Origin of the sequence: Pseudomonas sp. BF-RE-25, from assembly GCF_019956105.1 — a bacterium.
GTDB classification, from domain to species: Bacteria; Pseudomonadota; Gammaproteobacteria; order Pseudomonadales; family Pseudomonadaceae; genus Aquipseudomonas; species Aquipseudomonas migulae.
The window spans coordinates 1-21,869 of the sequence record NZ_JAHBDB010000012.1; the positions used below are offsets into that span (position 1 = coordinate 1).

At 61.8% G+C, this 21,869-nt stretch carries 20 protein-coding genes; 15 read left to right on the top strand and 5 right to left on the bottom strand.

Annotated elements, in window-relative coordinates; all coding sequences use genetic code 11:
• Positions 1 to 94: 94 nt before the first annotated feature.
• From feaR to paaY, 3 genes are all read right to left on the bottom strand, one after another.
• Complete coding sequence (feaR, locus tag KGB24_RS07205) at positions 95 to 1,009, bottom strand: transcriptional regulator FeaR (RefSeq protein ID WP_192228907.1); 915 nt, start codon at positions 1,007 to 1,009, stop codon at positions 95 to 97.
• A gap of 86 nt (positions 1,010 to 1,095) precedes the next feature.
• Entirely contained in the window at positions 1,096 to 2,019 is a 924-nt protein-coding gene (gene paaX / locus KGB24_RS07210; RefSeq protein WP_008025283.1) for a phenylacetic acid degradation operon negative regulatory protein PaaX, read from the bottom strand.
• A gap of 146 nt (positions 2,020 to 2,165) precedes the next feature.
• The gene (paaY, locus tag KGB24_RS07215; protein ID WP_223414238.1) at positions 2,166 to 2,762 is read right to left on the bottom strand and encodes a phenylacetic acid degradation protein PaaY; all 597 of its coding nucleotides are present in this window, start codon (positions 2,760 to 2,762) and stop codon (positions 2,166 to 2,168) included.
• Positions 2,763 to 3,121: 359 nt separating this feature from the next.
• Between paaY and paaF the strand changes: the two genes are divergently transcribed.
• The 6 genes from paaF to paaK all read left to right on the top strand — a co-directional run bounded on the left by paaF (position 3,122) and on the right by paaK (position 9,329).
• Positions 3,122 to 3,895, top strand: a complete 774-nt coding sequence (gene paaF, locus KGB24_RS07220; protein ID WP_223414237.1) for a 2,3-dehydroadipyl-CoA hydratase PaaF — start codon at positions 3,122 to 3,124, stop codon at positions 3,893 to 3,895.
• Between the two features lie 50 nt (positions 3,896 to 3,945).
• Entirely contained in the window at positions 3,946 to 4,737 is a 792-nt protein-coding gene (gene paaG, locus KGB24_RS07225; RefSeq protein ID WP_008038297.1) for a 2-(1,2-epoxy-1,2-dihydrophenyl)acetyl-CoA isomerase PaaG, read from the top strand.
• 3 nt (positions 4,738 to 4,740) lie between these two features.
• The gene (gene paaH, locus KGB24_RS07230) at positions 4,741 to 6,258 is read left to right on the top strand and encodes a 3-hydroxyacyl-CoA dehydrogenase PaaH (RefSeq protein ID WP_223414236.1); all 1,518 of its coding nucleotides are present in this window, start codon (positions 4,741 to 4,743) and stop codon (positions 6,256 to 6,258) included.
• Entirely contained in the window at positions 6,251 to 6,700 is a 450-nt protein-coding gene (gene paaI, locus KGB24_RS07235; protein ID WP_008025274.1) for a hydroxyphenylacetyl-CoA thioesterase PaaI, read from the top strand. Before paaH ends, paaI begins: the two co-directional genes overlap by 8 nt.
• Positions 6,693 to 7,904, top strand: a complete 1,212-nt coding sequence (gene pcaF / locus KGB24_RS07240) for a 3-oxoadipyl-CoA thiolase (RefSeq protein ID WP_223414235.1) — start codon at positions 6,693 to 6,695, stop codon at positions 7,902 to 7,904. Before paaI ends, pcaF begins: the two co-directional genes overlap by 8 nt.
• Positions 7,905 to 8,003: 99 nt before the next feature.
• Positions 8,004 to 9,329 (top strand): phenylacetate--CoA ligase PaaK, encoded by a 1,326-nt coding sequence (gene paaK, locus KGB24_RS07245; protein WP_008025272.1) that lies wholly within the window; start codon positions 8,004 to 8,006, stop codon positions 9,327 to 9,329.
• A 647-nt stretch (positions 9,330 to 9,976) separates the two neighbouring features.
• Here paaK and KGB24_RS07250 read toward each other — a convergent pair.
• Positions 9,977 to 10,513, bottom strand: a complete 537-nt coding sequence (locus tag KGB24_RS07250; protein WP_223414234.1) for a hypothetical protein — start codon at positions 10,511 to 10,513, stop codon at positions 9,977 to 9,979.
• Positions 10,514 to 10,733: 220 nt separating this feature from the next.
• Here KGB24_RS07250 and paaA point away from each other — a divergent pair, with 220 nt between their 5' ends.
• From paaA to paaZ, 9 genes are all read left to right on the top strand, one after another.
• On the top strand, positions 10,734 to 11,723 hold the full coding sequence (gene paaA, locus KGB24_RS07255) for a 1,2-phenylacetyl-CoA epoxidase subunit PaaA (protein WP_008032385.1): 990 nt from the start codon (positions 10,734 to 10,736) through the stop codon (positions 11,721 to 11,723).
• Between the two features lie 28 nt (positions 11,724 to 11,751).
• Complete coding sequence (paaB, locus tag KGB24_RS07260; protein WP_007943393.1) at positions 11,752 to 12,033, top strand: 1,2-phenylacetyl-CoA epoxidase subunit PaaB; 282 nt, start codon at positions 11,752 to 11,754, stop codon at positions 12,031 to 12,033.
• Between the two features lie 8 nt (positions 12,034 to 12,041).
• Positions 12,042 to 12,803 (top strand): 1,2-phenylacetyl-CoA epoxidase subunit PaaC, encoded by a 762-nt coding sequence (gene paaC, locus KGB24_RS07265; protein WP_223414233.1) that lies wholly within the window; start codon positions 12,042 to 12,044, stop codon positions 12,801 to 12,803.
• Positions 12,790 to 13,323, top strand: coding sequence for a 1,2-phenylacetyl-CoA epoxidase subunit PaaD (gene paaD / locus KGB24_RS07270; protein ID WP_223414232.1), 534 nt, complete (start codon positions 12,790 to 12,792; stop codon positions 13,321 to 13,323). Before paaC ends, paaD begins: the two co-directional genes overlap by 14 nt.
• A 33-nt stretch (positions 13,324 to 13,356) precedes the next feature.
• Positions 13,357 to 14,433, top strand: a complete 1,077-nt coding sequence (gene paaE / locus KGB24_RS07275) for a 1,2-phenylacetyl-CoA epoxidase subunit PaaE (protein WP_223414231.1) — start codon at positions 13,357 to 13,359, stop codon at positions 14,431 to 14,433.
• A gap of 193 nt (positions 14,434 to 14,626) precedes the next feature.
• The gene (locus KGB24_RS07280) at positions 14,627 to 14,935 is read left to right on the top strand and encodes a DUF485 domain-containing protein (protein WP_008032377.1); all 309 of its coding nucleotides are present in this window, start codon (positions 14,627 to 14,629) and stop codon (positions 14,933 to 14,935) included.
• Complete coding sequence (locus KGB24_RS07285; RefSeq protein WP_223414230.1) at positions 14,932 to 16,578, top strand: cation acetate symporter; 1,647 nt, start codon at positions 14,932 to 14,934, stop codon at positions 16,576 to 16,578. The genes KGB24_RS07280 and KGB24_RS07285 overlap by 4 nt, the downstream gene beginning before the upstream one ends.
• Before the next feature lie 32 nt (positions 16,579 to 16,610).
• Positions 16,611 to 17,864, top strand: coding sequence for an OprD family porin (locus tag KGB24_RS07290; RefSeq protein WP_223414229.1), 1,254 nt, complete (start codon positions 16,611 to 16,613; stop codon positions 17,862 to 17,864).
• Between the two features lie 58 nt (positions 17,865 to 17,922).
• Positions 17,923 to 19,977: a phenylacetic acid degradation bifunctional protein PaaZ gene (paaZ, locus tag KGB24_RS07295; RefSeq protein ID WP_008032371.1), complete on the top strand. Its 2,055-nt coding sequence runs from the start codon at positions 17,923 to 17,925 to the stop codon at positions 19,975 to 19,977.
• Between the two features lie 733 nt (positions 19,978 to 20,710).
• Here paaZ and KGB24_RS07300 read toward each other — a convergent pair.
• The gene (locus KGB24_RS07300; protein WP_223414228.1) at positions 20,711 to 21,859 is read right to left on the bottom strand and encodes an MFS transporter; all 1,149 of its coding nucleotides are present in this window, start codon (positions 21,857 to 21,859) and stop codon (positions 20,711 to 20,713) included.
• Positions 21,860 to 21,869: the final 10 nt, after the last annotated feature.

Consider the following 21,869-nt stretch of genomic DNA (forward strand, 5'->3'; position numbering starts at 1 on the left):
ATGGCGGAGTGTCAGCCGACATTAATGTTTCTGACACACCGCCATCGCCAGCAAGCCGGCTCCTACAGGGGTTAGGCGTTTATTCAGTTGGATCTCAGGCGTGTTTTTTGCGGTACTCACCGGGCGAAATGCCGAAGCGCGATTTGAACGCGGTGGAAAAGTAGCTCGAATCGGAAAAGCCCCACGAATACCCCAGCACCGACAACTTCTGCTCGGTACGCGTTTGGCGCAGGGACTCCGCGCACAAATCCAGGCGCCGATTCTTGATGTACCGCGCCACCACCAATCCCTTCTTGGCAAACATCCGGTACAAACCACGCGTCGACATTCCCACCTCGCGCGCCAGCCATTCGGGGCAGAGGTCTTCCGAGCGGATGTGCTCATCGATGAAACCCAGGGTCTTGCGAAAGAGGCGCTCATGCACGTCCGCGCATGCTTCGCTGTGGCTGATGGCCGGGCGCAGCAGGCTGACAATCGCCTCCAGCGTCGCTTCGCTTTCTGCCCGGCTCAGGCATTGCTGGTGCGTGGCGTCCAGAATCAAACGGTGCGAAAGCATCGCGATGGGGGATGTCGCGGCGATCCGGTGACCGCACTGGACCTGATTGAAGCGCAGGGTTTGCTCGACCAGTTGCGACGGCAGAATCAATGACAACTGCCGGGAGTTTTCACTGTAGGTAAAGTCGCTGGGGCGCGAGGCGTCGATCAGCGTGATATCCCCGGCCGACAGCAACACCTTGCTGTCGCCCTGAGCCATGCCGGCGCTGCCATCGAGCTGAAACACCGCAAAATATTTACCGTCCTCGCCCGCCGCCACTTCGTGAGGCGTGCGGTACAGCCGTGCCTGGCGGGCATCGACAAAACTGAGCTTCAGCGCGCCGTCCTGGTGCTCGCGGATCTGTCCGGCAAATTCATCGCCCAGGGGTTGCGCATTGAAGGCGCCGCAGATCTGGTTGATCTGATGAATCCACTGATCGAAGCCATCACGGCGCTGTGCAATTGAAGAAATCATGTCGGGCCTCACGCAGGCTTGTTTTTATTATCTACGCCAATCCACGGGTTCTCCTGAACAGTGCCGCTCCTACGGAAACAGACGGGTTACTTAAGCCCGCCAAAGCGCCGATAAAAGCTTTCGCCCACGTCCGGCAACGGACCATCGGCGGTTTCCAGTGCAGTGTTCAACCACTCTTCGGCCTTGGCGTAGATCAGCCGGTAAATGTTGCGGCACAACTGGCGGGCGGCGCGTCCTTCCCAATCGCCGGGCAACAACTCGTCCGGTAATTGCGGGTCACGCAGCAGCAGTTTGCGGTACTCGTGAATAAGCAGGACCCGTGCCAGGAAGCAGTCCGACGGTTGCAGGTTTTCCTGCTCGCGAAGCGCTTGCCAGAGCGGTCGGAACAGCTGGATGAACTCGCTGTAATGGGCCGCCAGTTCCTCGATGTTCCAGCTCTCGCGCACCTGCAAACGCAGGGCCTTGGAGGCGAGCACGTCTTGTGCGGTGGTTTCGAAGACGATGGTGTCTTCCTGGGCACCCAGGTCGAGCAAGGTCGCGTTGACGTCGGCCCGATCACTGCGCGGGCAGGCCAGCACGGCGGGCGATATCGCACCAAAACCTTGCCACTCCAGTTCTTCGCGCACTTGTTTGCGCTTGTCCTGAGTCAGTTGCGTAAGCATCACCAAGCACCACGAACCGTCCCAGGCCGGAACGGTGGAGCTGTAGACCCGCTTGAAAGCTTTGTCGAAACGCCGACGGCCGGCGCCGGTCAGGCTGTAGTAGCTGCGACGCCCGACTTTTTCGGCGGTCAGCCAGCCTTCCTTGGTCAGGCGAAAAATCGAGGTGCGGATCAGCCGTTCATTGATGCCGATGGGCTCGAGCAACTGAATCAGGCTGCCCAGCCACACCGTGCCGCCGTGGGGCTCGATGGCATCCCCGTACAGCGTGATGATCAAGGAACTGGCGCGGATCGGCGTCTGCTCCTGGAAGCGGGTAATCAGATGGTTCAAGGGTGTCAGGGACGACATGGGCGTACCGAGCTGAAAAAAGAAAGGAATATACCGAATTTCCTTTGTAGGAGCCGGCTTGCTGGCGATCGCGGTGTGTCAGAAACATTAATCTCGACTGACACACCGTGATCGCCAGCAAGCCGGCTCCTACAAGGATTGCGTGTTCATGAAGAACTGCCCTTGGGCCGCAGGCCGTTGTCGCTGATACGCGGGCGGTCGGGCTCCGGTTCGGTCAGCGGCTCGCAGACTTGCATCTGCTCCAGGCAACGCTTGGCCAGTTGCTGATATTCACGAGTGCCCGCCTGCTTCCACGACACCTCTTCATCGCTGAGGCTGCGCTTGACGCTGGCCGGCGCGCCCATGATCAGCGACTGCTCGGGGCCTTCGAAACCGGCCTTGACGAAGGCCGCCGCCGAGACGAATGAGCGAGCACCGATGCGCGCATTGTCCATCACCACCGCATTCATCCCCACCAACGCGTCGGCGCCAATCCGGCAGCCGTGCAACACCGCGCCATGACCAATATGGCCGTTGCGCTCGACCACGGTGTCGCTGTCCGGGAAACCGTGCATCACGCAGGTGTCCTGCAGATTGGCGCCCTCCTCCAGCACGATCCGGCCGAAGTCACCGCGCAGACTCGCCAGCGGACCAACGTAGCAATGGGGACCGATGATCACGTCGCCGATCAGCACGGCGGACGGGTGAACGTAAGCGCTGGGGTCAACCACCGGAGTCAGGCCATCGAGGCTGTAGCAGGTCATGGGGCGTTTCCTTATAGAGCATTCACAAAGCGATGCCGATGCAGACTCATTTTGTATCACATCACTTTTACATTAACAAAGCACAAAAACCGTATCACTTACAAAGCCACTCGCCAGCCGCGTCTATTTGGACGACAAAACCCCGACCGAAACCAATAAAACAGGCGCATCCAGCGCTTGATCCAAGCCATTCAAACCAAAGCCATAAAACCACAAACCCGACGATAGGACACATTAAATCTACTTTTGTATTGCATTTACGTATCACGTTATAGGTATACTCCGGCAAAACCGGCCTACGCGCCGATCCAATAATGAGCCGGCATTACAGCCGAGCGTGCACCGTGAGGGCATCCGCCATGCCTCTAACCCTTGCTGTCGAATTCTTCGAACCGGGCGTCCGCCTGATTACCTTGCAGCGTCCGCAAGCGTTGAATGCCCTGACCACCCAATTGCTGGGTGAACTGGCGGACGAACTGACGGCCGCGCAAGCCGATCCCGAGACCCGCGTCGTGGTCCTGACCGGTAGCCGCAAAGCCTTCGCGGCCGGTGCTGACATCAAGGAAATGGCCGAGCGCAATCTGGTCGGCATCCTCGACGACCCGCGCCAGGCGTCGTGGCAAACCATCACCCGCTTCAACAAACCGCTGATCGCCGCCGTCAACGGCTTCGCCCTCGGCGGTGGCTGTGAACTGGCGATGCACGCCGACATCATCATCGCCGGCGAGGACGCACGTTTCGGCCAGCCGGAAATCAACCTCGGGATCATGCCCGGCGCCGGCGGCACCCAACGTTTGCTTCGCGCCGTCGGTAAATCCATGGCCATGCAGATGGTCCTGACCGGCGAGCCGATCGACGCCCGCCAGGCCCAGCGCGCCGGGCTGGTCAGCGAAGTCACCCAACCGGAATTCACCGTCGAGCGTGCGCTGCAGATCGCCCGCAGCATTGCCACGAAAGCACCGCTGGCGGTGCGCCTGGCCAAGGAAGCGCTGCTCAAGGCAATGGACACCGACCTCGCCAGCGGCCTGCGTTTCGAGCGCCACGCCTTCACCGTGCTGGCCGGCACCCGCGACCGCGACGAAGGCATTGCGGCCTTTCAGCAAAAGCGCACACCGACCTTCACTGGCCAGTAATCCGGCCATCGATAACGAATTCGAACGACCTCCCAGAGAACGCCAAGACCATGAACTTCGAACACATCCTGTTTTCCATCGAGGCCGGCGTTGCCCTGCTGAGCCTCAATCGCCCAGACCAACTCAACAGCTTCAACACGCAGATGCACGGCGAAGTGAAGGAAGCGCTCAAGCAGGTTCGGCAGAACCCGGACGTGCGCGTACTGCTGCTGACCGGTGAAGGTCGCGGTTTCTGCGCCGGGCAAGACCTCAGCGACCGCAATGTCGCGCCGGGCAGCGCCGTGCCGGATCTGGGCGAGTCCATCGAGAAGTTCTACAACCCGCTGATCCGCCAATTACGCGACCTGCCGCTGCCGGTGATCTGCGCGGTCAACGGCGTGGCGGCCGGCGCCGGCGCCAACATTCCACTGGCTTGCGATCTGGTATTGGCAGCGCGTTCGGCGAGCTTCATCCAGGCCTTCTGCAAGATCGGTTTGATCCCGGATTCCGGCGGCACCTGGACCTTGCCGCGCCTGGTCGGCATGGCCCGCGCCAAGGCACTGGCCTTGCTCGGCAATCGCCTGAGCGCCGAGCAAGCCGAGCAATGGGGGCTGATCTACCGCGTGGTGGATGACGCCGAATTGCGCAATGAAGCCCTGACCCTCGCCCGCCATCTGGCCACGCAACCGACGTATGGCCTGGCACTGATCAAGCGCAGCCTCAACGCCAGCCTGAGCAACACCTTCGACGAACAGCTGGAGTTGGAAAAAGACCTGCAACGCCTGGCCGGGCGCAGCGAGGATTACCGTGAAGGCGTCAGCGCCTTCATGGAAAAACGCAGCCCAAGCTTCAAGGGGCGCTGAGTCATGACCGCACTGAACACTAACGCGCGCATCGCGGTGATCGGCGCCGGCGCCATGGGCGCTGGCATTGCCCAGGTCGCGGCGCAGGCCGGTCATCCGGTGTTGCTGCTGGACAATCGCCCCGGCGCTGCGGCCCAGGCCATTGAAGGCATTGATCGACAACTGGGCAAACGGGTCGAGAACGGCAAACTGTCCGCCGAGTCGCGCAGCGCAACGATTGCGCGCCTGCATGCCGTGGAGGCCATCGAAGCGCTGGCCGAGTGCGAGTTGATCATCGAAGCCATCGTCGAAAACCTTGAGGTCAAACGCGCGCTCTTCCGCCAACTGGAAGGCATCTGCGGTGAGCACTGCATTCTGGCGAGCAACACCTCGTCGCTGTCGATCACCAGCATCGCCGCACAGTTGAACCATCCGCAACGCTTGCTCGGCTTGCACTTCTTCAACCCGGCGCCGGTCATGGCGCTGGTGGAAATCGTTTCCGGGCTGGCCAGCGATCCGGCGTTGGCCGAGTGCCTGTACGACACCGCCAAAGCCTGGGGCAAAAAACCCGTACACACCCGCTCTACGCCGGGCTTTATCGTCAACCGTGTCGCCCGCCCGCTCTACGCCGAAAGCCTGCGTCTGCTGCAGGAAGGCGCGGCGGATTGCCCGACGCTGGATGCGCTGATGCGCGAGGCCGGTGGTTTTGCGATGGGCGCCTTCGAGCTGACCGACCTGATCGGCCATGACGTCAACTATGCCGTGACCTGTTCGGTGTTTGATGCCTATTACGGTGACACGCGTTTTCTGCCTTCGCTGATTCAGAAGGAATTGGTCGACGCCGGGCGCCTGGGTCGCAAGAGCGGCCATGGCTTCTACCGTTATGCCGAAGGCGCCGAACGGCCACAGCCGACCTCTATCAGCTGTGATCACCCGGTTGAAACCTGCGTCGTGGAAGGTGATCTCGGCATCGCCAACGCGTTGATTGCGCGTCTGCGCGAACATCAGATCAACGTCATTCAGCGTGATGGCCTGGGCCTGTTGAAAGTCGGCGATGCCGTGCTGGCGCTTAGCGACGGGCGCATGGCCTGTCAGCGGGCGAAAGAAGACGGACTGCGCAATCTGATCCTGCTGGACCTGGCCTTCGACTACGGCAAGGCCAGCCGCATCGCCATCAGTTGCTCGGCAGACATCACCCCTTCGGCACTCGAACACGGCGTCGCACTGCTGCAACGCGCTGGATTCACAGTCAGCCAACTCAGCGACAGCCCGGCGCTCGCAGTGTTGCGCACGGTGGCGATGCTCGCCAACGAAGCCGCCGACGCCGTGCTGCAAGGCGTGGCCTCGGCCGCCGACATCGATCTGGCGATGCGCGCCGGGGTCAATTACCCGCAAGGCCCGCTGGCCTGGGCCGACGCCATTGGCCTCGCGCACATCCTCAACGTGCTGGAAAACCTGCAAACGAGCTACGGCGAACAACGCTATCGACCGTCGCTGCTGTTGCGCCGCCGCGTCGCTGAAGGGAGGACGTTCCATGACTAATCACGAAGCAATGAACCTTGCCAGCAACTGCGCACAAACGATGTTCAAGCGCGACGCCGCGAGCCAGGCCATGGGCATGCGCCTGCTCTCGGCGGCACCGGGCTGCGCCCGCGTCGGCATGAGCGTGCGCGCCGACATGATTCAGGGCCACGGCACTTGCCACGGCGGTTACCTGTTCGCCCTCGCCGACTCGGCGTTTGCCTTTGCCTGCAACAGCTACAACGAAGCCACCGTGGCCATCGGTTGCAGCATCGACTACATCGCCCCGGCACGCCTGGGCGACACCTTGACCGCCGATTGCACCGAGCAGAGCCGCTCCGGTCGCACCGGCAACTACGACGTGCGCATTGAAAACCAACTGGGCCAGCTGATCGCGCTGTTCCATGGCAAATCCTACAAAGTGCGCGGCGCTGTGCTCGCGCAGGAGACCCCGAATGAATGACGCCTTGATCATCGACGCCGTGCGGACCCCGATCGGCCGCTACGCTGGTGCCTTGAGCAGCGTACGTGCCGACGACCTCGGTGCAGTGCCGTTGCGCGAACTGCTGCGCCGCCACCCGCAGGTCAACTGGAATGCCGTGGATGATGTGATCTACGGCTGTGCCAACCAGGCCGGCGAAGACAACCGCAACGTCGCGCGCATGTCGGCGCTGTTGGCCGGGTTGCCGGTCAGCGTGCCGGGCACCACGCTCAACCGTTTGTGCGGTTCCGGGCTGGATGCCATCGGCACCGCAGCGCGGGCGATTCGTTGCGGCGAAGCCGGGCTGATGCTGGTCGGCGGCGTCGAATCGATGTCCCGCGCGCCGTTGGTCATGGGCAAGGCCGAACAAGCCTTCTCTCGGGATGCGCAGGTCTACGACACCACCATCGGCTGGCGCTTCGTCAATCCGCTGATGAAAAAGACCTACGGTATCGACTCGATGCCGGAAACCGCCGAGAACGTCGCCGAGCAGTTCAACATCTCCCGCGCCGACCAGGACGCCTTTGCCCTGCGCAGCCAGCAGCGTGCCGGCGCGGCCCAGGCCAGTGGGCGTCTGGCCAAGGAAATCGTCGCGGTCGAAATCCCGCAGCGCAAAGGCCCGGCCAAAGTCGTCGAGCATGACGAACACCCACGCGGCGACACCACGCTTGAGCAGTTGCAGAAACTCGGCACGCCATTTCGCGAAGGCGGCAGCGTCACCGCCGGCAATGCCTCCGGGGTCAATGACGGCGCTTGCGCACTGTTGCTGGCCAGCCCGGCGGCCGCCAAACGCCATGGCCTGAAGGCTCGCGGCCGGGTTGTGGCCATGGCCACTGCCGGGGTCGAGCCGCGCATCATGGGCATCGGCCCGGTGCCAGCGACGCGCAAAGTGCTGGAACTGGCCAACCTGAGCCTCGCCGACATGGACGTGATCGAACTCAACGAAGCCTTCGCCGCGCAAGGCCTGGCGGTGTTGCGCGAACTGGGTTTGAGCGACACTGACCCGCGGGTCAACCCGAATGGCGGCGCCATCGCCCTCGGCCACCCATTGGGTATGAGCGGCGCGCGGCTGGTGACCACCGCCCTGCACGAACTGGAAGAACGTCAGGGCCGCTACGCGTTGTGCACCATGTGCATCGGCGTCGGCCAGGGCATTGCGCTGATCATTGAGCGCTTGTCCGACTAAAGAATCGCGATTCCCGGGGAGCCTAGAGGTATCCTTGGGGCATGCACTCAAAGCCCGGCTGCGGCCGGGCTGAAACACAAAAATAATTCGAGTGAAGTTATGAACATGCCAATTGCCAAAGCCGTGCTTGATCCCGTGCTGGACCCGCTGGAAACCGCCAGCATTGACGAACTCCGTCAGCACCAGCTGGAACGCCTGCGCTGGAGCCTCAACCACGCCTACAAAAACGTGCCGCTGTACCGTCAGCGCTTCGATGCACTGGGCGTGCACCCGGATGACATCAAATCCCTGGAAGACCTGGCGAAGTTTCCGTTCACCACCAAATCCGACCTGCGCGACAACTACCCCTACGGCATGTTTGCCGTGCCGATGCAGGACGTGGTGCGCCTGCACGCGTCCAGCGGCACCACCGGCAAACCGACCGTCGTCGGCTACACGCAGAACGACATCGACACCTGGGCCAACGTGGTCGCGCGCTCAATCCGCGCAGCCGGTGGCCGACGTGGCGACAAAGTGCACATTTCCTATGGCTACGGCCTGTTCACCGGCGGTCTCGGCGCGCACTACGGTGCCGAACGCCTGGGTTGCACGGTGATTCCGATGTCCGGCGGCCAGACTGAAAAGCAAGTGCAACTGATCAAGGATTTCCAGCCGGACATCATCATGGTCACGCCGTCGTACATGCTCAACATCGCCGATGAAATCGAGCGCCAGGGCATCGACCCGCACAAACTGGCCCTGCGCCTGGGCATCTTCGGTGCCGAGCCGTGGACCGGCGAACTGCGCAGCGCCATCGAGAACCGTTTGGGCATCACTGCACTGGACATCTACGGCCTCTCGGAAATCATGGGGCCGGGCGTCGCCATGGAATGCGCCGAAACCAAGGACGGCCCGACGATCTGGGAAGACCACTTCTACCCGGAAATCATCGACCCGGTCACCGGTGAAGTGCTGCCGGACGGGCAGATGGGCGAACTGGTGTTCACGTCCCTGAGCAAGGAAGCCTTGCCGATGATCCGCTACCGCACCCGCGACCTGACGCGTTTGCTGCCGGGGACTGCGCGGCCGATGCGGCGGATCGACAAGATCACCGGACGCAGCGATGACATGTTGATCATTCGCGGGGTGAACGTGTTTCCGACGCAGATCGAGGAGCAGGTACTGAAAATCAAACAGCTTTCAGAGTGTTATGAGATTCATCTGTATCGCAACGGGAATCTGGACAGCGTGGATGTGCATGTCGAGTTGAAGGCTGAACACCAGCATTTGAGCGATGAGCAGCAGAGGGCTGTTTGTGGCGAGTTGAGCAAGCACATCAAGACGTATATCGGGATCAGTTCGCGGATTGTTTTGCAGCCTCTGCATTCGATCAAGCGCTCTGAGGGCAAGGCTTGTCACGTAATGGACAAACGCCCGAAAGCATGACTGCTGCACCCTTTAAGCCCCGCTTTTGCGGGGCTTTTTTTTGGGTGTACGCGCACGAATCCTGTGGGAGCGAGCCTGCTCGCGAAGGCTTTACAGGCAACCCGACTCTCGCGGATGTACACGGTCCTTGTAGGAGCCGGCTTGCCGGCGATGGCTATATGAGGGTGTACATATCCATTCCTGCGGTAACGGCCGCTAATGGTTTCGCCCTTACGGCGAGTCACTTGGAAAAGCCCCAAGTAACCAAGCGCTCTTGCCCCTTTCGTTCGGTGCCTCGCCAAGGCTCGCCATGCCCTCGCTCCGGTCCTGCTCCGTGGGCCCGCCGCCATCGGCCATCCATGGCCGGGGGCGGCTAACCCGGCATCCATGCCGGGTTGCCCACTGCGCAGAACCTGCGCTCGGCCTCTCGAGGGGGCGCTCAGATCAAGAGCTGAAGGCGAGCTAACGCTCGGCCTGATGAGTGGTGAAAAGCAAAAGCGTATGGGATTCCCTGTAGGAGCCGGCTTGCCGGCGAAAAGCGTTTGGACGGCGCGTTCATTCAGGCAGCACGCGTTATCGTTGACGACCATCGCTGCGATGCGGCGACCCGACAAGCCAGCTCCTACAGGGGGCATGCGAACCACAACGAAGGAGTCAGAACCTCGCCATCAGCGATTACGCGAGAGAGCTCTGGCGACGACGCGTCTGGCAGTGGCGCGTCTGTCCAGCCTATCGATGTGAGCACCCAGCGCCGGGATCAGTCGCGCTTTGCGCATGTCGTCGAGCTTGGCCACCCCCAGCCAATAGATGAATGGCAGTACAAAGCCTCCTCCAAAATGACCAAACCACTTGGCAATAAACGATGACGGGACGATCAGCGCCACCAAAACCAGCCAGGACCACGCCAGCGGCCTGGCCATCTCCTTATAGATAACATCACTCGAACCCAAGGCATAACTGAGCGAAAGATGGTGATTGCGCAGCACTACCGGACACACATATTCCTTGTGTGAACTGCTTGCGTAGATCACGGAAACCTCATGACCTTTACGCAACTGGAAATCTTCAAAACCATATTCCAGACGGCGCTCTTCGCCCTCCTTCGTTCTGATCCAGATCACCCCACGGCTCGGCGTGTTGCTGATCACCACCCCATGCTCGATGTGGAAATGAATCCTGACCTTACCGAAGGTGAAATCCTGCATGCCCACTCCTTGAAATTCCGTCACCGACGACGAGTCGCCTAGCCGGTAAGCGGCGGATGCTACTAAGGCGCCATCAGGCTGTCCAGAAACCGGACTTGCCCCGTACGTCGAAAGCGATACAAAAAAGCATGCGACACGATATTTTCTATTTGATATTAAATTCTGTATCGCTTATAAAGTTCTCCATGCCCTCGATCAGATTCAAGGCGGGAGACCCCCAATGTACGCACAGCTCGTAGAAACCGGCGTTAAGCGCATCAAGGACCTGTCGGAAATGTCCGAACAGGAACGCGCCTTCCAGGAAAAAATCGATTCAGAAATCAAGATCGAAGCGAAAAACTGGATGCCTGATGCCTATCGCCAGACCTTGATCCGGCAGATCTCGCAGCACGCCCACTCGGAAATCGTCGGCATGCTGCCCGAAGGCAACTGGGTCACCCGCGCGCCATCGCTCAAACGCAAACTGCAATTGATGGCCAAGATTCAGGACGAAGCCGGCCACGGCCTGTACCTGTACAGCGCCATGGAAACCCTCGGCGCCGACCGCGACGAAGAAATCGCCAAGCTGCACAGCGGCAAGGCCAAGTACTCGAGCATCTTCAACTACCCAACCCTGAACTGGGCCGACATGGGCGCAGTGGGCTGGCTGGTTGACGGCGCCGCGATCGTCAATCAGGTGGTGTTGCAACGCACCTCATACGGCCCCTACTCCCGGGCCATGGTGCGCATCTGCAAGGAAGAAAGTTTCCACCAGCGCCAAGGCTACGAAATCCTTCTGACCATGATGCGTCACGGCAATCAGGCGCAAAAAGACATGGTCCAGGACGCGATCAACCGCCTGTGGTGGCCGTCGCTGATGATGTTCGGCCCGAGCGACGAACACTCGCCGAACAGCGCCCAGTCCATGGCCTGGAAAATCAAGCGCCAGAGCAACGACGAACTGCGCCAGCGCTTCATCGACCAGACCATCCCGCAACTCGAATTGCTCGGTTGCACCTGCCCCGATCCGGACCTGAAGTGGAACGCCGAACGCGGCCATTACGACTTCGGTGAAATCCAGTGGAGCGAGTTCTACGAAGTGCTCAAGGGCAACGGCCCGTGCAACCAGGAACGCGTCGCCACTCGCCGCAAAGCCATTGAAGACGGCGCCTGGGTCCGCGAAGCCGCAGTTGCCCACGCCCGCAAAAAACAAAACAAGAACGCCGCCTGATTCGGCCACCTGATCTGGAGACACCGCCATGTCCGAATGGACCCTTTTCGAAGTCTTTGTGCGCAGCAAGCACGGCCTCAACCACAAGCACGTCGGCAGCGTGCATGCCGCCGACACCACCATGGCCATCGAGAACGCGCGTGAGTTGTACACCCGTCGCAGCGAAGGCGTGAGCCTGTGGGTCGTGCCGTCGGCACTGATCACCGCCTCGTCGCCGGATGAAAAAGACCCGCTGTTCGACCCGTCGGACGACAAGGTTTATCGCCATGCCAGCTTCTACGAGCTGCCGGCCGAAGTCGGGCACATGTGAGGTCGACCATGAATAACAACACCGATCTGATCGAATACCTGCTGCGCCTCGGCGACAGCGCCCTGATCCAGGGCCAGCGCCTATGCCAATGGTGCGGCAAGGCGCCGGCGCTGGAAGAAGAACTGGCGCTGATGAACGTCGGCCTCGACCTCGTCGGCCAGGCGCGCAACTGGCTGGAGTACGCCGCTGAACTGCTGGGCGACGATCGCGATGCCGATCATCTGGCGTTCCGTCGCGATGAGCGCGCCTATCGCAACCTGCTGCTGGTGGAACAACCCAACGGCGATTACGCGGTGACCATCCTGAAGCAGTTCCTGTATGACGCCTGGCACCTGGAAGTGCTTAAAGGTTTGAGCCAGTCCAGCGATGAGCGCGTCGCTGGGATCGCTGCCAAAGCCGTAAAAGAAGTCACCTATCACCTGCGCCGTTCCGGCGAGTGGGTCGAGCGTCTGGGCGACGGCACCGAGGAAAGCCACAAGCGCATGCTCGCGGCGATCCCTGAGGTCTGGCGCTTTACCGTGGAACTGATCGCCGCCGATGACAGCGAGCAGCGTCTGTGCGAAGCCGGCATCACCCCGGACATCGCCACCGTCGCCGCCGCGTGGCAAGCCAGGGTCAACGAGATTTTCGCCAGCGCCACCCTGCCCGTGCCTGCCGCGCCGAGCTATTTCTACCTGAATGCGCGCAAGGGGCTGCACACCGAACACCTCGGCATCCTGTTGGCGGAGATGCAATTCCTGCCACGAGCGTACCCCGATGCAACCTGGTGAGCTGATCGCCAGCGACCTCGGCGCCCGGCCGGCCCAACCGACGGACCTGGCCGCCGCGTGGGCGACCCTGGCGCAGGTCATGGACCCGGAAGTGCCGGTGGTCAGCGTGGTCGACCTCGGCATCGTGCGCGATCTCGACTGGCAAGCCGGCCACTTGCACGTGGTGGTCACGCCGACCTACTCCGGCTGCCCCGCCACCGAGGTGATTGAAAGCGACATCCGCGATGCGCTGGAGCTTGCCGGCTTCAGGGCACCGCAACTGGAACGCAAATTGACCCCGGCGTGGACCACCGACTGGATCACCGACATCGGCCGCGAACGCCTGCGCGCTTATGGCATCGCACCGCCCGACGGCAGCACCAGCAAACGCAGCCTGCTCGGCGAAAGCCCGGTGATCGTCTGCCCGCAATGCGGCAGCGCGCACACCGAAGTGCTCAGCGAGTTCGGTTCCACCGCGTGCAAGGCGTTGTACCTCTGCGTCGATTGCCGCGAGCCGTTCGACTATTTCAAGTGCATCTGAGCGGCGATCGGCCGTCCCAGCTGGAGAACAATAATGAGCAAATTTCACAGCCTGACCATCAAGGACGTGCGCGCCGAAACCCGTGACGCGGTGTCCATCGCCTTCGATATTCCGCAGCACCTGCAAGACAGTTTTCACTTCACCCAAGGCCAGCACCTGGTGATGCGCACGCAGATGGATGGCGAAGAAGTGCGTCGTTCGTATTCGATCTGCACCGGCGTCAATGACGGCGAACTGCGCGTCGCGATCAAGCGTGTGGCCGGCGGGCGTTTCTCCGCATTCGCCAATGAACAGCTGAAGGCCGGGCACAGCCTGGAAGTGATGCCGCCGGCCGGGCACTTCTGCGTCGAGCTCGACCCACAACGCCACGGTCATTACCTGGCCGTGGCGGCGGGCAGCGGCATCACGCCGATCCTGTCGATCATCAAGACCACCCTGCAAACCGAGCCGCACAGCCGCGTCACGCTGCTGTACGGCAACCGTTCAAGTTCCGGCGCGCTGTTCCGTGAACAGCTCGAAGATCTGAAAAATCGCTACTTGCAGCGTCTGAACCTGATCTTCGTGTTCAGTCGCGAGCAGCAGGATGTCGACCTGTACAACGGCCGGATCAACGCCGAGAAATGCGAGCAACTGTTCTCCCGCTGGCTCAATGTCAAAGCCCTTGATGCGGCATTTATCTGTGGCCCGCAGGAGATGACCGAAACCGTGCGCGACAGCCTCAAGGCCAAGGGCATGGCACCGGAGCGCATCCATTTCGAACTGTTCGCCGCCGCTGGCAGCCAGCAAAAACGCGAAGCTCGCGAGGCTGCACGGCAAGTTGATGCGGCGGTCAGCCAGATCACCGTCATCAGCGACGGCCGCGCGCTGGCCTTCGACCTGCCGCGCAACAGCCAGAGCATCCTCGATGCCGGCAACGCCCAGGGCGCCGAACTGCCTTACTCGTGCAAGGCCGGCGTGTGCTCGACGTGCAAATGCAAGGTCATCGAAGGCGAAGTGGAAATGGACAGCAACCACGCCCTGGAAGACTACGAAGTGGCCGCCGGTTACGTGCTGTCGTGCCAGGCGTACCCGGTCAGCGACAAAGTCATCCTGGATTTCGACCAACTCTGAAGATCACCACACCCCTTGTAGGAGCCAGCTTGCCGGCGATGAGGTCCGTTAAATCACCGCGAACGTCAGACCGTCATCGCTGGCAAGCCAGCTCCTACAGGTTTCGTGTACTGCCTGCCGGAATCCGGTTTCTGTAGGCATTACGCCGAAACACCACGTTTCACCCCACAACAAAAACAACAGAGAGCGTGCCATGACACCCACAGACGTAGAACTCATCCGCCAGCACCCCGATTTCATCCAGCTGGTTCGTCGCAAACAAAACCTGTACTGGTCGCTGTCGCTGATCATGCTGGTGATCTATTTCGGCTTCGTGTTGCTGGTGGCGTTCTCCCCCGCCACCCTCGGTCAATCCTTGAGCGGCGGCGTGACCTCGGTGGGCATGCTGGTCGGTGTGGTGATTGTGGTGTTGGCCTTCGCGCTGACCGGTTTCTACGTCTATCGCGCCAACAACGTGATTGATCCGCTCAACGAAAAGCTGAAGCAGGAGTGCGCCCGATGAGCCGGCTCCTGGCGTTGTTCCTGCTGCCGCTGGCAGCGGTCACCGACTTCGCGGTCGCCGCCGACGGCGCGTCCCGCCCACTGAACTGGAACGCCATCGGCATGTTCCTGGTGTTCGTGCTGTTCACCCTCGGCGTCACGCGTTGGGCCGCATTGCGTACCCGTTCCGCCAGCGATTTCTACACCGCCGGCGGTGGCATGACTGGCTTCCAGAACGGCCTGGCGATTGCCGGCGACATGATCTCGGCGGCGTCCTTCCTCGGCATCTCGGCGATGATGTTTCTCAATGGCTACGACGGCTTGCTCTACGCCCTGGGCGTGTTGGCGGGCTGGCCGATCATCCTGTTCCTGATCGCTGAACGCCTGCGCAACCTCGGCAAATATACGTTCGCCGACGTGGTCTCTTATCGCCTGGAACAAACCCCGGTGCGCCTGACCTCGGCCTTCGGCACCCTGACCGTCGCGTTGATGTACCTGGTGGCGCAGATGGTCGGTGCCGGCAAGTTGATCGAGTTGCTGTTCGGCATCGACTACCTCTACGCGGTGATGCTGGTCGGTGTGTTGATGGTGTTCTACGTGACCTTCGGCGGCATGCTCGCCACCACGTGGGTGCAGATCATCAAAGCGGTGATGCTGCTGTTCGGCACCACGTTCATGGCATTCATGGTGCTCAAGCATTTCGGTTTCAGCACCGAAGCGATGTTCGCCGGCGCCACTGCCGTACACGCCAAGGGCAGCGCGATCATGGCGCCCGGTGGCTTGCTGTCGAACCCGATCGATGCGATCTCGCTGGGGCTGGGCATGATGTTCGGCACCGCCGGCCTGCCGCATATCCTGATGCGTTTCTTCACCGTCAGCGATGCCAAGGAAGCGCGTAAAAGCGTGTTCTACGCTACCGGTTTCATCGGTTACTTCTACTTGCTGCTGATCATCGTCGGCTTCGGCGCCATCGTCATGGTCGGCACCGATCCTGCGTTCCGCGATGCCAGCGGCGCGATCATCGGCGGCGGCAACATGATCGCCGTGCACCTGGCACAAGCCGTGGGCGGCAACCTGTTCCTCGGCTTCATCTCGGCGGTGGCTTTCGCCACCATTCTGGCGGTGGTTGCAGGCCTGGCGTTGTCCGGTGCCTCGGCGGTGTCCCACGATTTGTATGCCTGCGTGATGCGCAAAGGACAGGCCACCGAGCAGCAGGAAATCCGCGTTTCGCGCATCGCCACGCTGTGCATCGGTGTGCTGGCGATCATCCTCGGCCTGCTGTTCGAATCGCAGAACATTGCGTTCCTTTCCGGCCTGGTGCTGGCCATCGCCGCGTCGGTGAATTTCCCGGTGCTGTTCCTTTCTATGTACTGGAAAGGCCTGACCACTCGCGGCGCGGTCACCGGCAGCCTGACGGGGCTGGTCTCGGCGATTGTCCTGCTGGTGCTGAGCCCGGCGGTGTGGGTCAACGTGTTGCATCACGACAAGGCGCTGTTCCCGTACTCCAACCCGGCGCTGTTTTCCATGAGCCTCGCGTTTTTCAGTGCCTGGCTGTTTTCGGTCACCGACACCTCGCCGCGAGCGGTCCTTGAGCGCGGCCGCTATCTGGCGCAGTTCATCCGTTCGATGACCGGCATCGGTGCCTCCGGCGCCAGCAAGCACTAATCACGACCGACTGATGGCAGGGAATAAAAACAATGAAGCCCGCACGTTCTGCACCTTACGAATCACTGTTTTCGCTGGCCGCCGCATTGAGCCTGCCCATGGTCGCCCCCAGCGCCATGGCCGACTTCATCGACGACAGCAAGGCCCGCATTGAAATGCGCAACCACTACATCAATCGCGATTTCCGTCAGGACAACGCGGCGCAATCCAAGGCTGAAGAATGGGCGCAGGGTTTCACCGCGCGCATCGAGTCCGGGTTCACCGACGGCACTTTAGGCTTCGGTCTCGATGCGTTGGGGGAGCTGGGATTGAAACTCGACTCCAGCCCGGATCGCCGTGGCACCGGGCTGCTGCCCTTCGGTCCGAAAAGCCATGAGCCGGCGGACGAGTTCAGCGAGTTGGGGCTGACCGGCAAGGTGCGGGTGTCGAAAAGCGTGTTGAAGCTCGGCACCCTGCAACCTCTGCTGCCGGTGGCGACTTACAACGACACCCGCCTGCTCGGTTCGACCTTCGAAGGCGGCTTGCTGACCAGCCAGGAAATCAGTGGCCTGACGCTGAATACCGGGCGCCTGACCAAGGCCAACCTGCGGGACTCCTCCAGCAACGATGACATCGGCTACGCCGCCGCCAGCAGTGATCACTTCGACTTTGCCGGCGGCAGCTACGCCTTCAATCCACAGCTGAACCTGAGTTACTACTACGGCAAGCTCGATCAGATTTATCGCCAGCAATTTGTCGGGTTGGTGCATACCCAACCGCTGGGCAACGGTTTCAATCTGCGCAGCGACCTGCGCTATTTCGACAGCCGGGGTGATGGCGCCGAGCGCGCCGGGCGCATCGACAACCGCAACTTCAACAGCATGTTCACCGTGTCCCACGGTGCCCACAAGGTCAGTGCCATGTACCAGCAGTTGTCCGGCGACAGTGCCTTTCCGTTCCTCAACGGCGGCGATCCGTACGTGGTCAACCTGGTGACCTTCAACACCTACACCCGCGCCGACGAGGACTCCTGGCAGTTGCGTTACGACTACGACTTCGCGGCGCAAGGCATTCCCGGCCTGACCTTCATGACCCGATACACCGACGGGCGCCACGTCAAGGCCGGCACCGTCGACAACGGCCGTGAGCGCGAGCGCGACACCGACATCAGTTACGTCATCCAGAGCGGCGTGTTCAAGGACGTCAGCCTGCGCTGGCGCAACGTGACCTTCCGCTCCGGCAATGGCCTGAACACCGCCCTTGATGAAAACCGGCTGATCGTCGGTTACACCGTGGCGCTTTGGTAATCCCTGAAGGGCGCGGTTACCGCCGCGCCAACACCTTTCACAACCTGGAGGAATCGTGATGTCTCACGCCCCTACCCTGCAAAGTTTCATCGCCGGTCGCTGGATCGGCCAACACGGTGCCCAGGTGCTGCGCAGCGCCATCGACGGCCACGAGATTGCACGCACCCACGAGGAACGTCCGGACTTCGCCGAAGCCGTCGAGCACGGTCGTCGCCAAGGCATCAGCGGCTTGATGGCGCTGGACTTCCAGCAACGGGCGCAACGTCTCAAGGCACTGGCCTTGTACCTGAGCGAACGCAAGGAACAGCTTTACGCGATCTCCCACCACAGCGGCGCCACCCGTGCCGACAGCTGGATCGATATCGAGGGCGGCAACAGCACGCTGTTCACCTACGCCAGCCTCGGTTCGCGGGAACTGCCGTCGGGCAACATCGTCCACGAAGGCCCGGCGATGCAGTTGAGCAAGCTAGGCACCTTCGCCGGCACGCACATTCTGGTGCCGCGCGGTGGTCTGGCGGTGCATATCAATGCGTTCAACTTCCCGATCTGGGGCATGCTGGAAAAATTCGCGCCGAGCTTTCTCGCCGGCATGCCGTGCATCGTCAAACCGGCCAGCGCCACCAGCTACCTGACCGAAGCCGTGGTGCGGCTGATGGACGAATCCGGCTTGCTGCCGGCGGGCAGCCTGCAACTGATCATCGGCAGCACCGGTGACTTGCTCGACCGCCTGCAAGGCCAGGACGTGGTGACGTTCACCGGTTCGGCCGACACTGCCGCGAAGTTGCGGGTCAATCCGAACCTGATCCGCAACTCGGTGCCGTTCAACGCCGAAGCCGACTCGCTGAACTGCGCGATCCTCGCCCCGGACGTGACCCCGGACGACGAAGAGTTCGAGCTGTTCATCAAGGAAGTCGCACGGGAAATGACCACCAAGGCCGGGCAGAAATGCACCGCCATCCGCCGCGCCATCGTGCCGGCCAAACACATCGATGCCGTCGCGACCCGTTTGCGCGACCGCCTGAAGAAAGTCGTGGTCGGCGACCCGTCGGTGGAAGGCGTGCGCATGGGTGCACTGGCCTCTCACGATCAGCAAAAAGACGTCGCCGAGCGTCTGGAAAGCCTGCTGCAGAGCAGCGACATGCTGTTCGGCGCTCGCGACGGTTTTGAACCGCGTGGCGAAAACGTCAGCCAGGGTGCGTTCTTCGCGCCGACCCTGTTGCAGGCCCGCGACCCGCACGCTGAAGGCGGCGCGCACGACATCGAAGCGTTCGGCCCGGTCAGCACGTTGATGGCCTACGACGACCTCGACGAAGCACTGGCCCTGGCCGCACGCGGTAAAGGCAGCCTGGTGGCGAGCCTGATCACCAAGGATCCGCAGATCGCCGCCAAAGCCATTCCCGTCGCGGCAGCCTGGCACGGTCGCTTGCTGGTGCTGGACCGCGAATCCGCCGCCGAATCCACCGGCCACGGCTCGCCCCTGCCACAACTCAAGCATGGCGGGCCGGGTCGTGCCGGTGGCGGTGAAGAGCTCGGTGGTCTGCGCGCAGTGAAACACTACCTGCAACGCGCCGCCGTGCAAGGCTCGCCGACCATGCTCGCCGCCGTCACCGGTGAATACGTGCGCGGCGCCAAGGTCATCGAGACCGAGGTGCATCCGTTCCGCCGGTTCTTCCAGGACCTGCAGATCGGTGAGTCGCTGCTGACCCACCGTCGCACCGTGACCGAGGCCGATCTGGTGAACTTCGGTTGCCTGTCCGGCGATCACTTCTACATGCACTTCGACGAGATCGCCGCCAAGGAATCGCAATTCGGCAAACGCATCGCCCACGGTTACTTCGTACTGTCGGCGGCGGCCGGTCTGTTCGTCTCCCCGGCGCCAGGCCCGGTGCTGGCCAACTACGGCCTGGATACGTTGCGCTTCATCAACCCGGTGGGCATCGGCGACACCATCCAGGCGCGCCTGACCTGCAAACGCAAAATCGATCAAGGCAAAAAGAGCCCGCAGGGCATTCCACAGGGCGTGGTGGCGTGGGACGTGGAAGTCACCAACCAGCTGGGCGAACTGGTCGCCAGTTACGACATCCTCACGCTGGTCGTCAAACGCGAGGATTAACGCAGTCCTGTAGGAGCCGGCTTGCCGGCGATGACGTCCGCATGATCGATGCACATCCAAAGGCCCCATCGCCAGCAAGCCGGCTCCTACAAGGGCTTTGTGTGAACGCCAGTTTCAACGTTCACACCGATCCACTGTAGGAGCCGGCTTGCCGGCGATGACGGCCGCATGATCGATGCAAATCCAATGGCCCCATCGCCAGCAAGCCGGCTCCTACAAGGGGTTTGTGTGAATGCCAGTCTCAACGTTTACACCGAGCCACTGTAGGAGCCGGCTTGCCAGCGATGGCGTCCGCATGATCGATCCCAATCCAAAGGCCCCATCGCCGGCAAGCCGGCTCCTACAAGGGTTTTGTGTGAACGCCAGTTTCAACGCTCACACCGAGCCACTGTAGGAGCCGGCTTGCTGGCGATGGCGGCCGCGTGATCGATGCAAATCCAATGGCCCCATCGCCGGCAAGCCGGCTCCTACAAGGGCTTTGTGTGAACGCCAGTTTCAACGCTCACACCGATCCACTGTAGGAGCCGGCTTGCTGGCGATGGCGGCCGCATGATCGATGCAAATCCAAAGGCCCCATCGCCGGCAAGCCGGCTCCTACAAGGGGTTTGTGTGAACGCCAGTCTCAACGTTCACACCGATCCACTGTAGGAGCTGGCTTGCCGGCGATGGCGTCCGCATGATCGATGCAAATCCAAGGGCCTCATCGCCGGCAAGGCGTTTGAGTGAGTTCCTGTCAGTTTGCACATCGGTCAATAACCAAACGGCTTCTCGTGTGTGCCAGCAACATCGCCAACCCACCGCACACCATCAGGGTTTCGCCCAACGCTTGTGCCCAGGCCACCAGCATCAGCCCGCCGCCGATCAACAGGTAATACAACAATCCGAACAGCGCGCCCGCCGTGCCCAGCCGGTCCCCATAACTGGCGAGTGCCGAGCCTAGAATGTTCGGGATGGCCATCCCGAACGCCAGCACCACCAGCAGCATCGGCAATACAAACCCAAGGCTTTCTTGCATCAGCCATACGCCACTGGCCCCCACCCACACCAGCATCGCCGCCAGCTGAATCAGCTGCGGGCCACTCACGCCTCGACGCAACAGCCGCTGGTTGAGCCAGGCACCGAGACCGGAACCCAGCGCGAGGATCACCCCGCTGTAACCGAACCACTGCGCGCTCAAGCCCAGTCGCTGGAACACGAAAGGACCGAGGCTGTAGTAGCTGAACAAGGCAATGTTGAACAGCGCGACCAGCAACGTCGAATGCCAGATATCGCGGTCGCCCAGCATTCGCCACAGCGTCTCGAACAAGGCCGGTGTCGTCACCTGCTGCGGTCGTGTTTCGGGCAGGACGCGCAGGCACCACAGCCAGAGCGCCGCGGACAACAGCAACAGACACGCCACGACACCTCGATACCCGAAACCTTCCACCAGGCTCGCCCCGGTGAACAGGCCAATCGCCGGACTGGCCGCCAGCGCAATGCCCATCAGCGAAAACACGTGCGCCAGTTCCGCGCCCTTGAAGCGGTCGCGCAGCACGGTTTGCGTCACCACCGAGCCCACCGCCGCACCGAACGCCGCCAGCGCCTGCGCCATCAACAACGCATCGAACGTGCGGACGTTCAGCGCCAGCAGCGATGCGCCGGCGTACACCCCCAGGCCAACGAGCATCGACGGTCGACGTCCGATGCGGTCGCACATCCGGCCCCACGCCACCACACCAAACGCAAAGGCCAGGAAATACACGGAAAGCATTTGCGCCGCCGCCTGCGGCCCGACCGCGAAGGCCTGGCCGATGTCCGCCAATGCCGGGCTGTAAAGGGTTTGGGCGATCTGAGGGAACATCAGCAAAGCGATGGTCAACACCAACAATTTTTTGTAACTCATCACGACTTCA

Bases quoted from the DNA above. Each gene is read 5' to 3' on its own strand.
- paaA (WP_008032385.1), top strand. From the start codon at position 10,734: ATGTACGCACAGCTCGTAGAAACCGGCGTTAAGCGCATCAAGGACCTG.
- paaG (WP_008038297.1), top strand. From the start codon at position 3,946: ATGAACTTCGAACACATCCTGTTTTCCATCGAGGCCGGCGTTGCCCTG.
- paaK (WP_008025272.1), top strand. From the start codon at position 8,004: ATGAACATGCCAATTGCCAAAGCCGTGCTTGATCCCGTGCTGGACCCG.
- KGB24_RS07290 (WP_223414229.1), top strand. From the start codon at position 16,611: ATGAAGCCCGCACGTTCTGCACCTTACGAATCACTGTTTTCGCTGGCC.
- KGB24_RS07300 (WP_223414228.1), bottom strand. From the start codon at position 21,859: ATGAGTTACAAAAAATTGTTGGTGTTGACCATCGCTTTGCTGATGTTC.
- paaD (WP_223414232.1), top strand. From the start codon at position 12,790: ATGCAACCTGGTGAGCTGATCGCCAGCGACCTCGGCGCCCGGCCGGCC.
- paaZ (WP_008032371.1), top strand. From the start codon at position 17,923: ATGTCTCACGCCCCTACCCTGCAAAGTTTCATCGCCGGTCGCTGGATC.
- paaX (WP_008025283.1), bottom strand. From the start codon at position 2,019: ATGTCGTCCCTGACACCCTTGAACCATCTGATTACCCGCTTCCAGGAG.
- paaF (WP_223414237.1), top strand. From the start codon at position 3,122: ATGCCTCTAACCCTTGCTGTCGAATTCTTCGAACCGGGCGTCCGCCTG.
- paaY (WP_223414238.1), bottom strand. From the start codon at position 2,762: ATGACCTGCTACAGCCTCGATGGCCTGACTCCGGTGGTTGACCCCAGC.
- paaC (WP_223414233.1), top strand. From the start codon at position 12,042: ATGAATAACAACACCGATCTGATCGAATACCTGCTGCGCCTCGGCGAC.
- paaH (WP_223414236.1), top strand. From the start codon at position 4,741: ATGACCGCACTGAACACTAACGCGCGCATCGCGGTGATCGGCGCCGGC.
- paaE (WP_223414231.1), top strand. From the start codon at position 13,357: ATGAGCAAATTTCACAGCCTGACCATCAAGGACGTGCGCGCCGAAACC.
- pcaF (WP_223414235.1), top strand. From the start codon at position 6,693: ATGAATGACGCCTTGATCATCGACGCCGTGCGGACCCCGATCGGCCGC.
- KGB24_RS07280 (WP_008032377.1), top strand. From the start codon at position 14,627: ATGACACCCACAGACGTAGAACTCATCCGCCAGCACCCCGATTTCATC.
- paaI (WP_008025274.1), top strand. From the start codon at position 6,251: ATGACTAATCACGAAGCAATGAACCTTGCCAGCAACTGCGCACAAACG.
- KGB24_RS07285 (WP_223414230.1), top strand. From the start codon at position 14,932: ATGAGCCGGCTCCTGGCGTTGTTCCTGCTGCCGCTGGCAGCGGTCACC.
- paaB (WP_007943393.1), top strand. From the start codon at position 11,752: ATGTCCGAATGGACCCTTTTCGAAGTCTTTGTGCGCAGCAAGCACGGC.
- KGB24_RS07250 (WP_223414234.1), bottom strand. From the start codon at position 10,513: ATGCAGGATTTCACCTTCGGTAAGGTCAGGATTCATTTCCACATCGAG.
- feaR (WP_192228907.1), bottom strand. From the start codon at position 1,009: ATGATTTCTTCAATTGCACAGCGCCGTGATGGCTTCGATCAGTGGATT.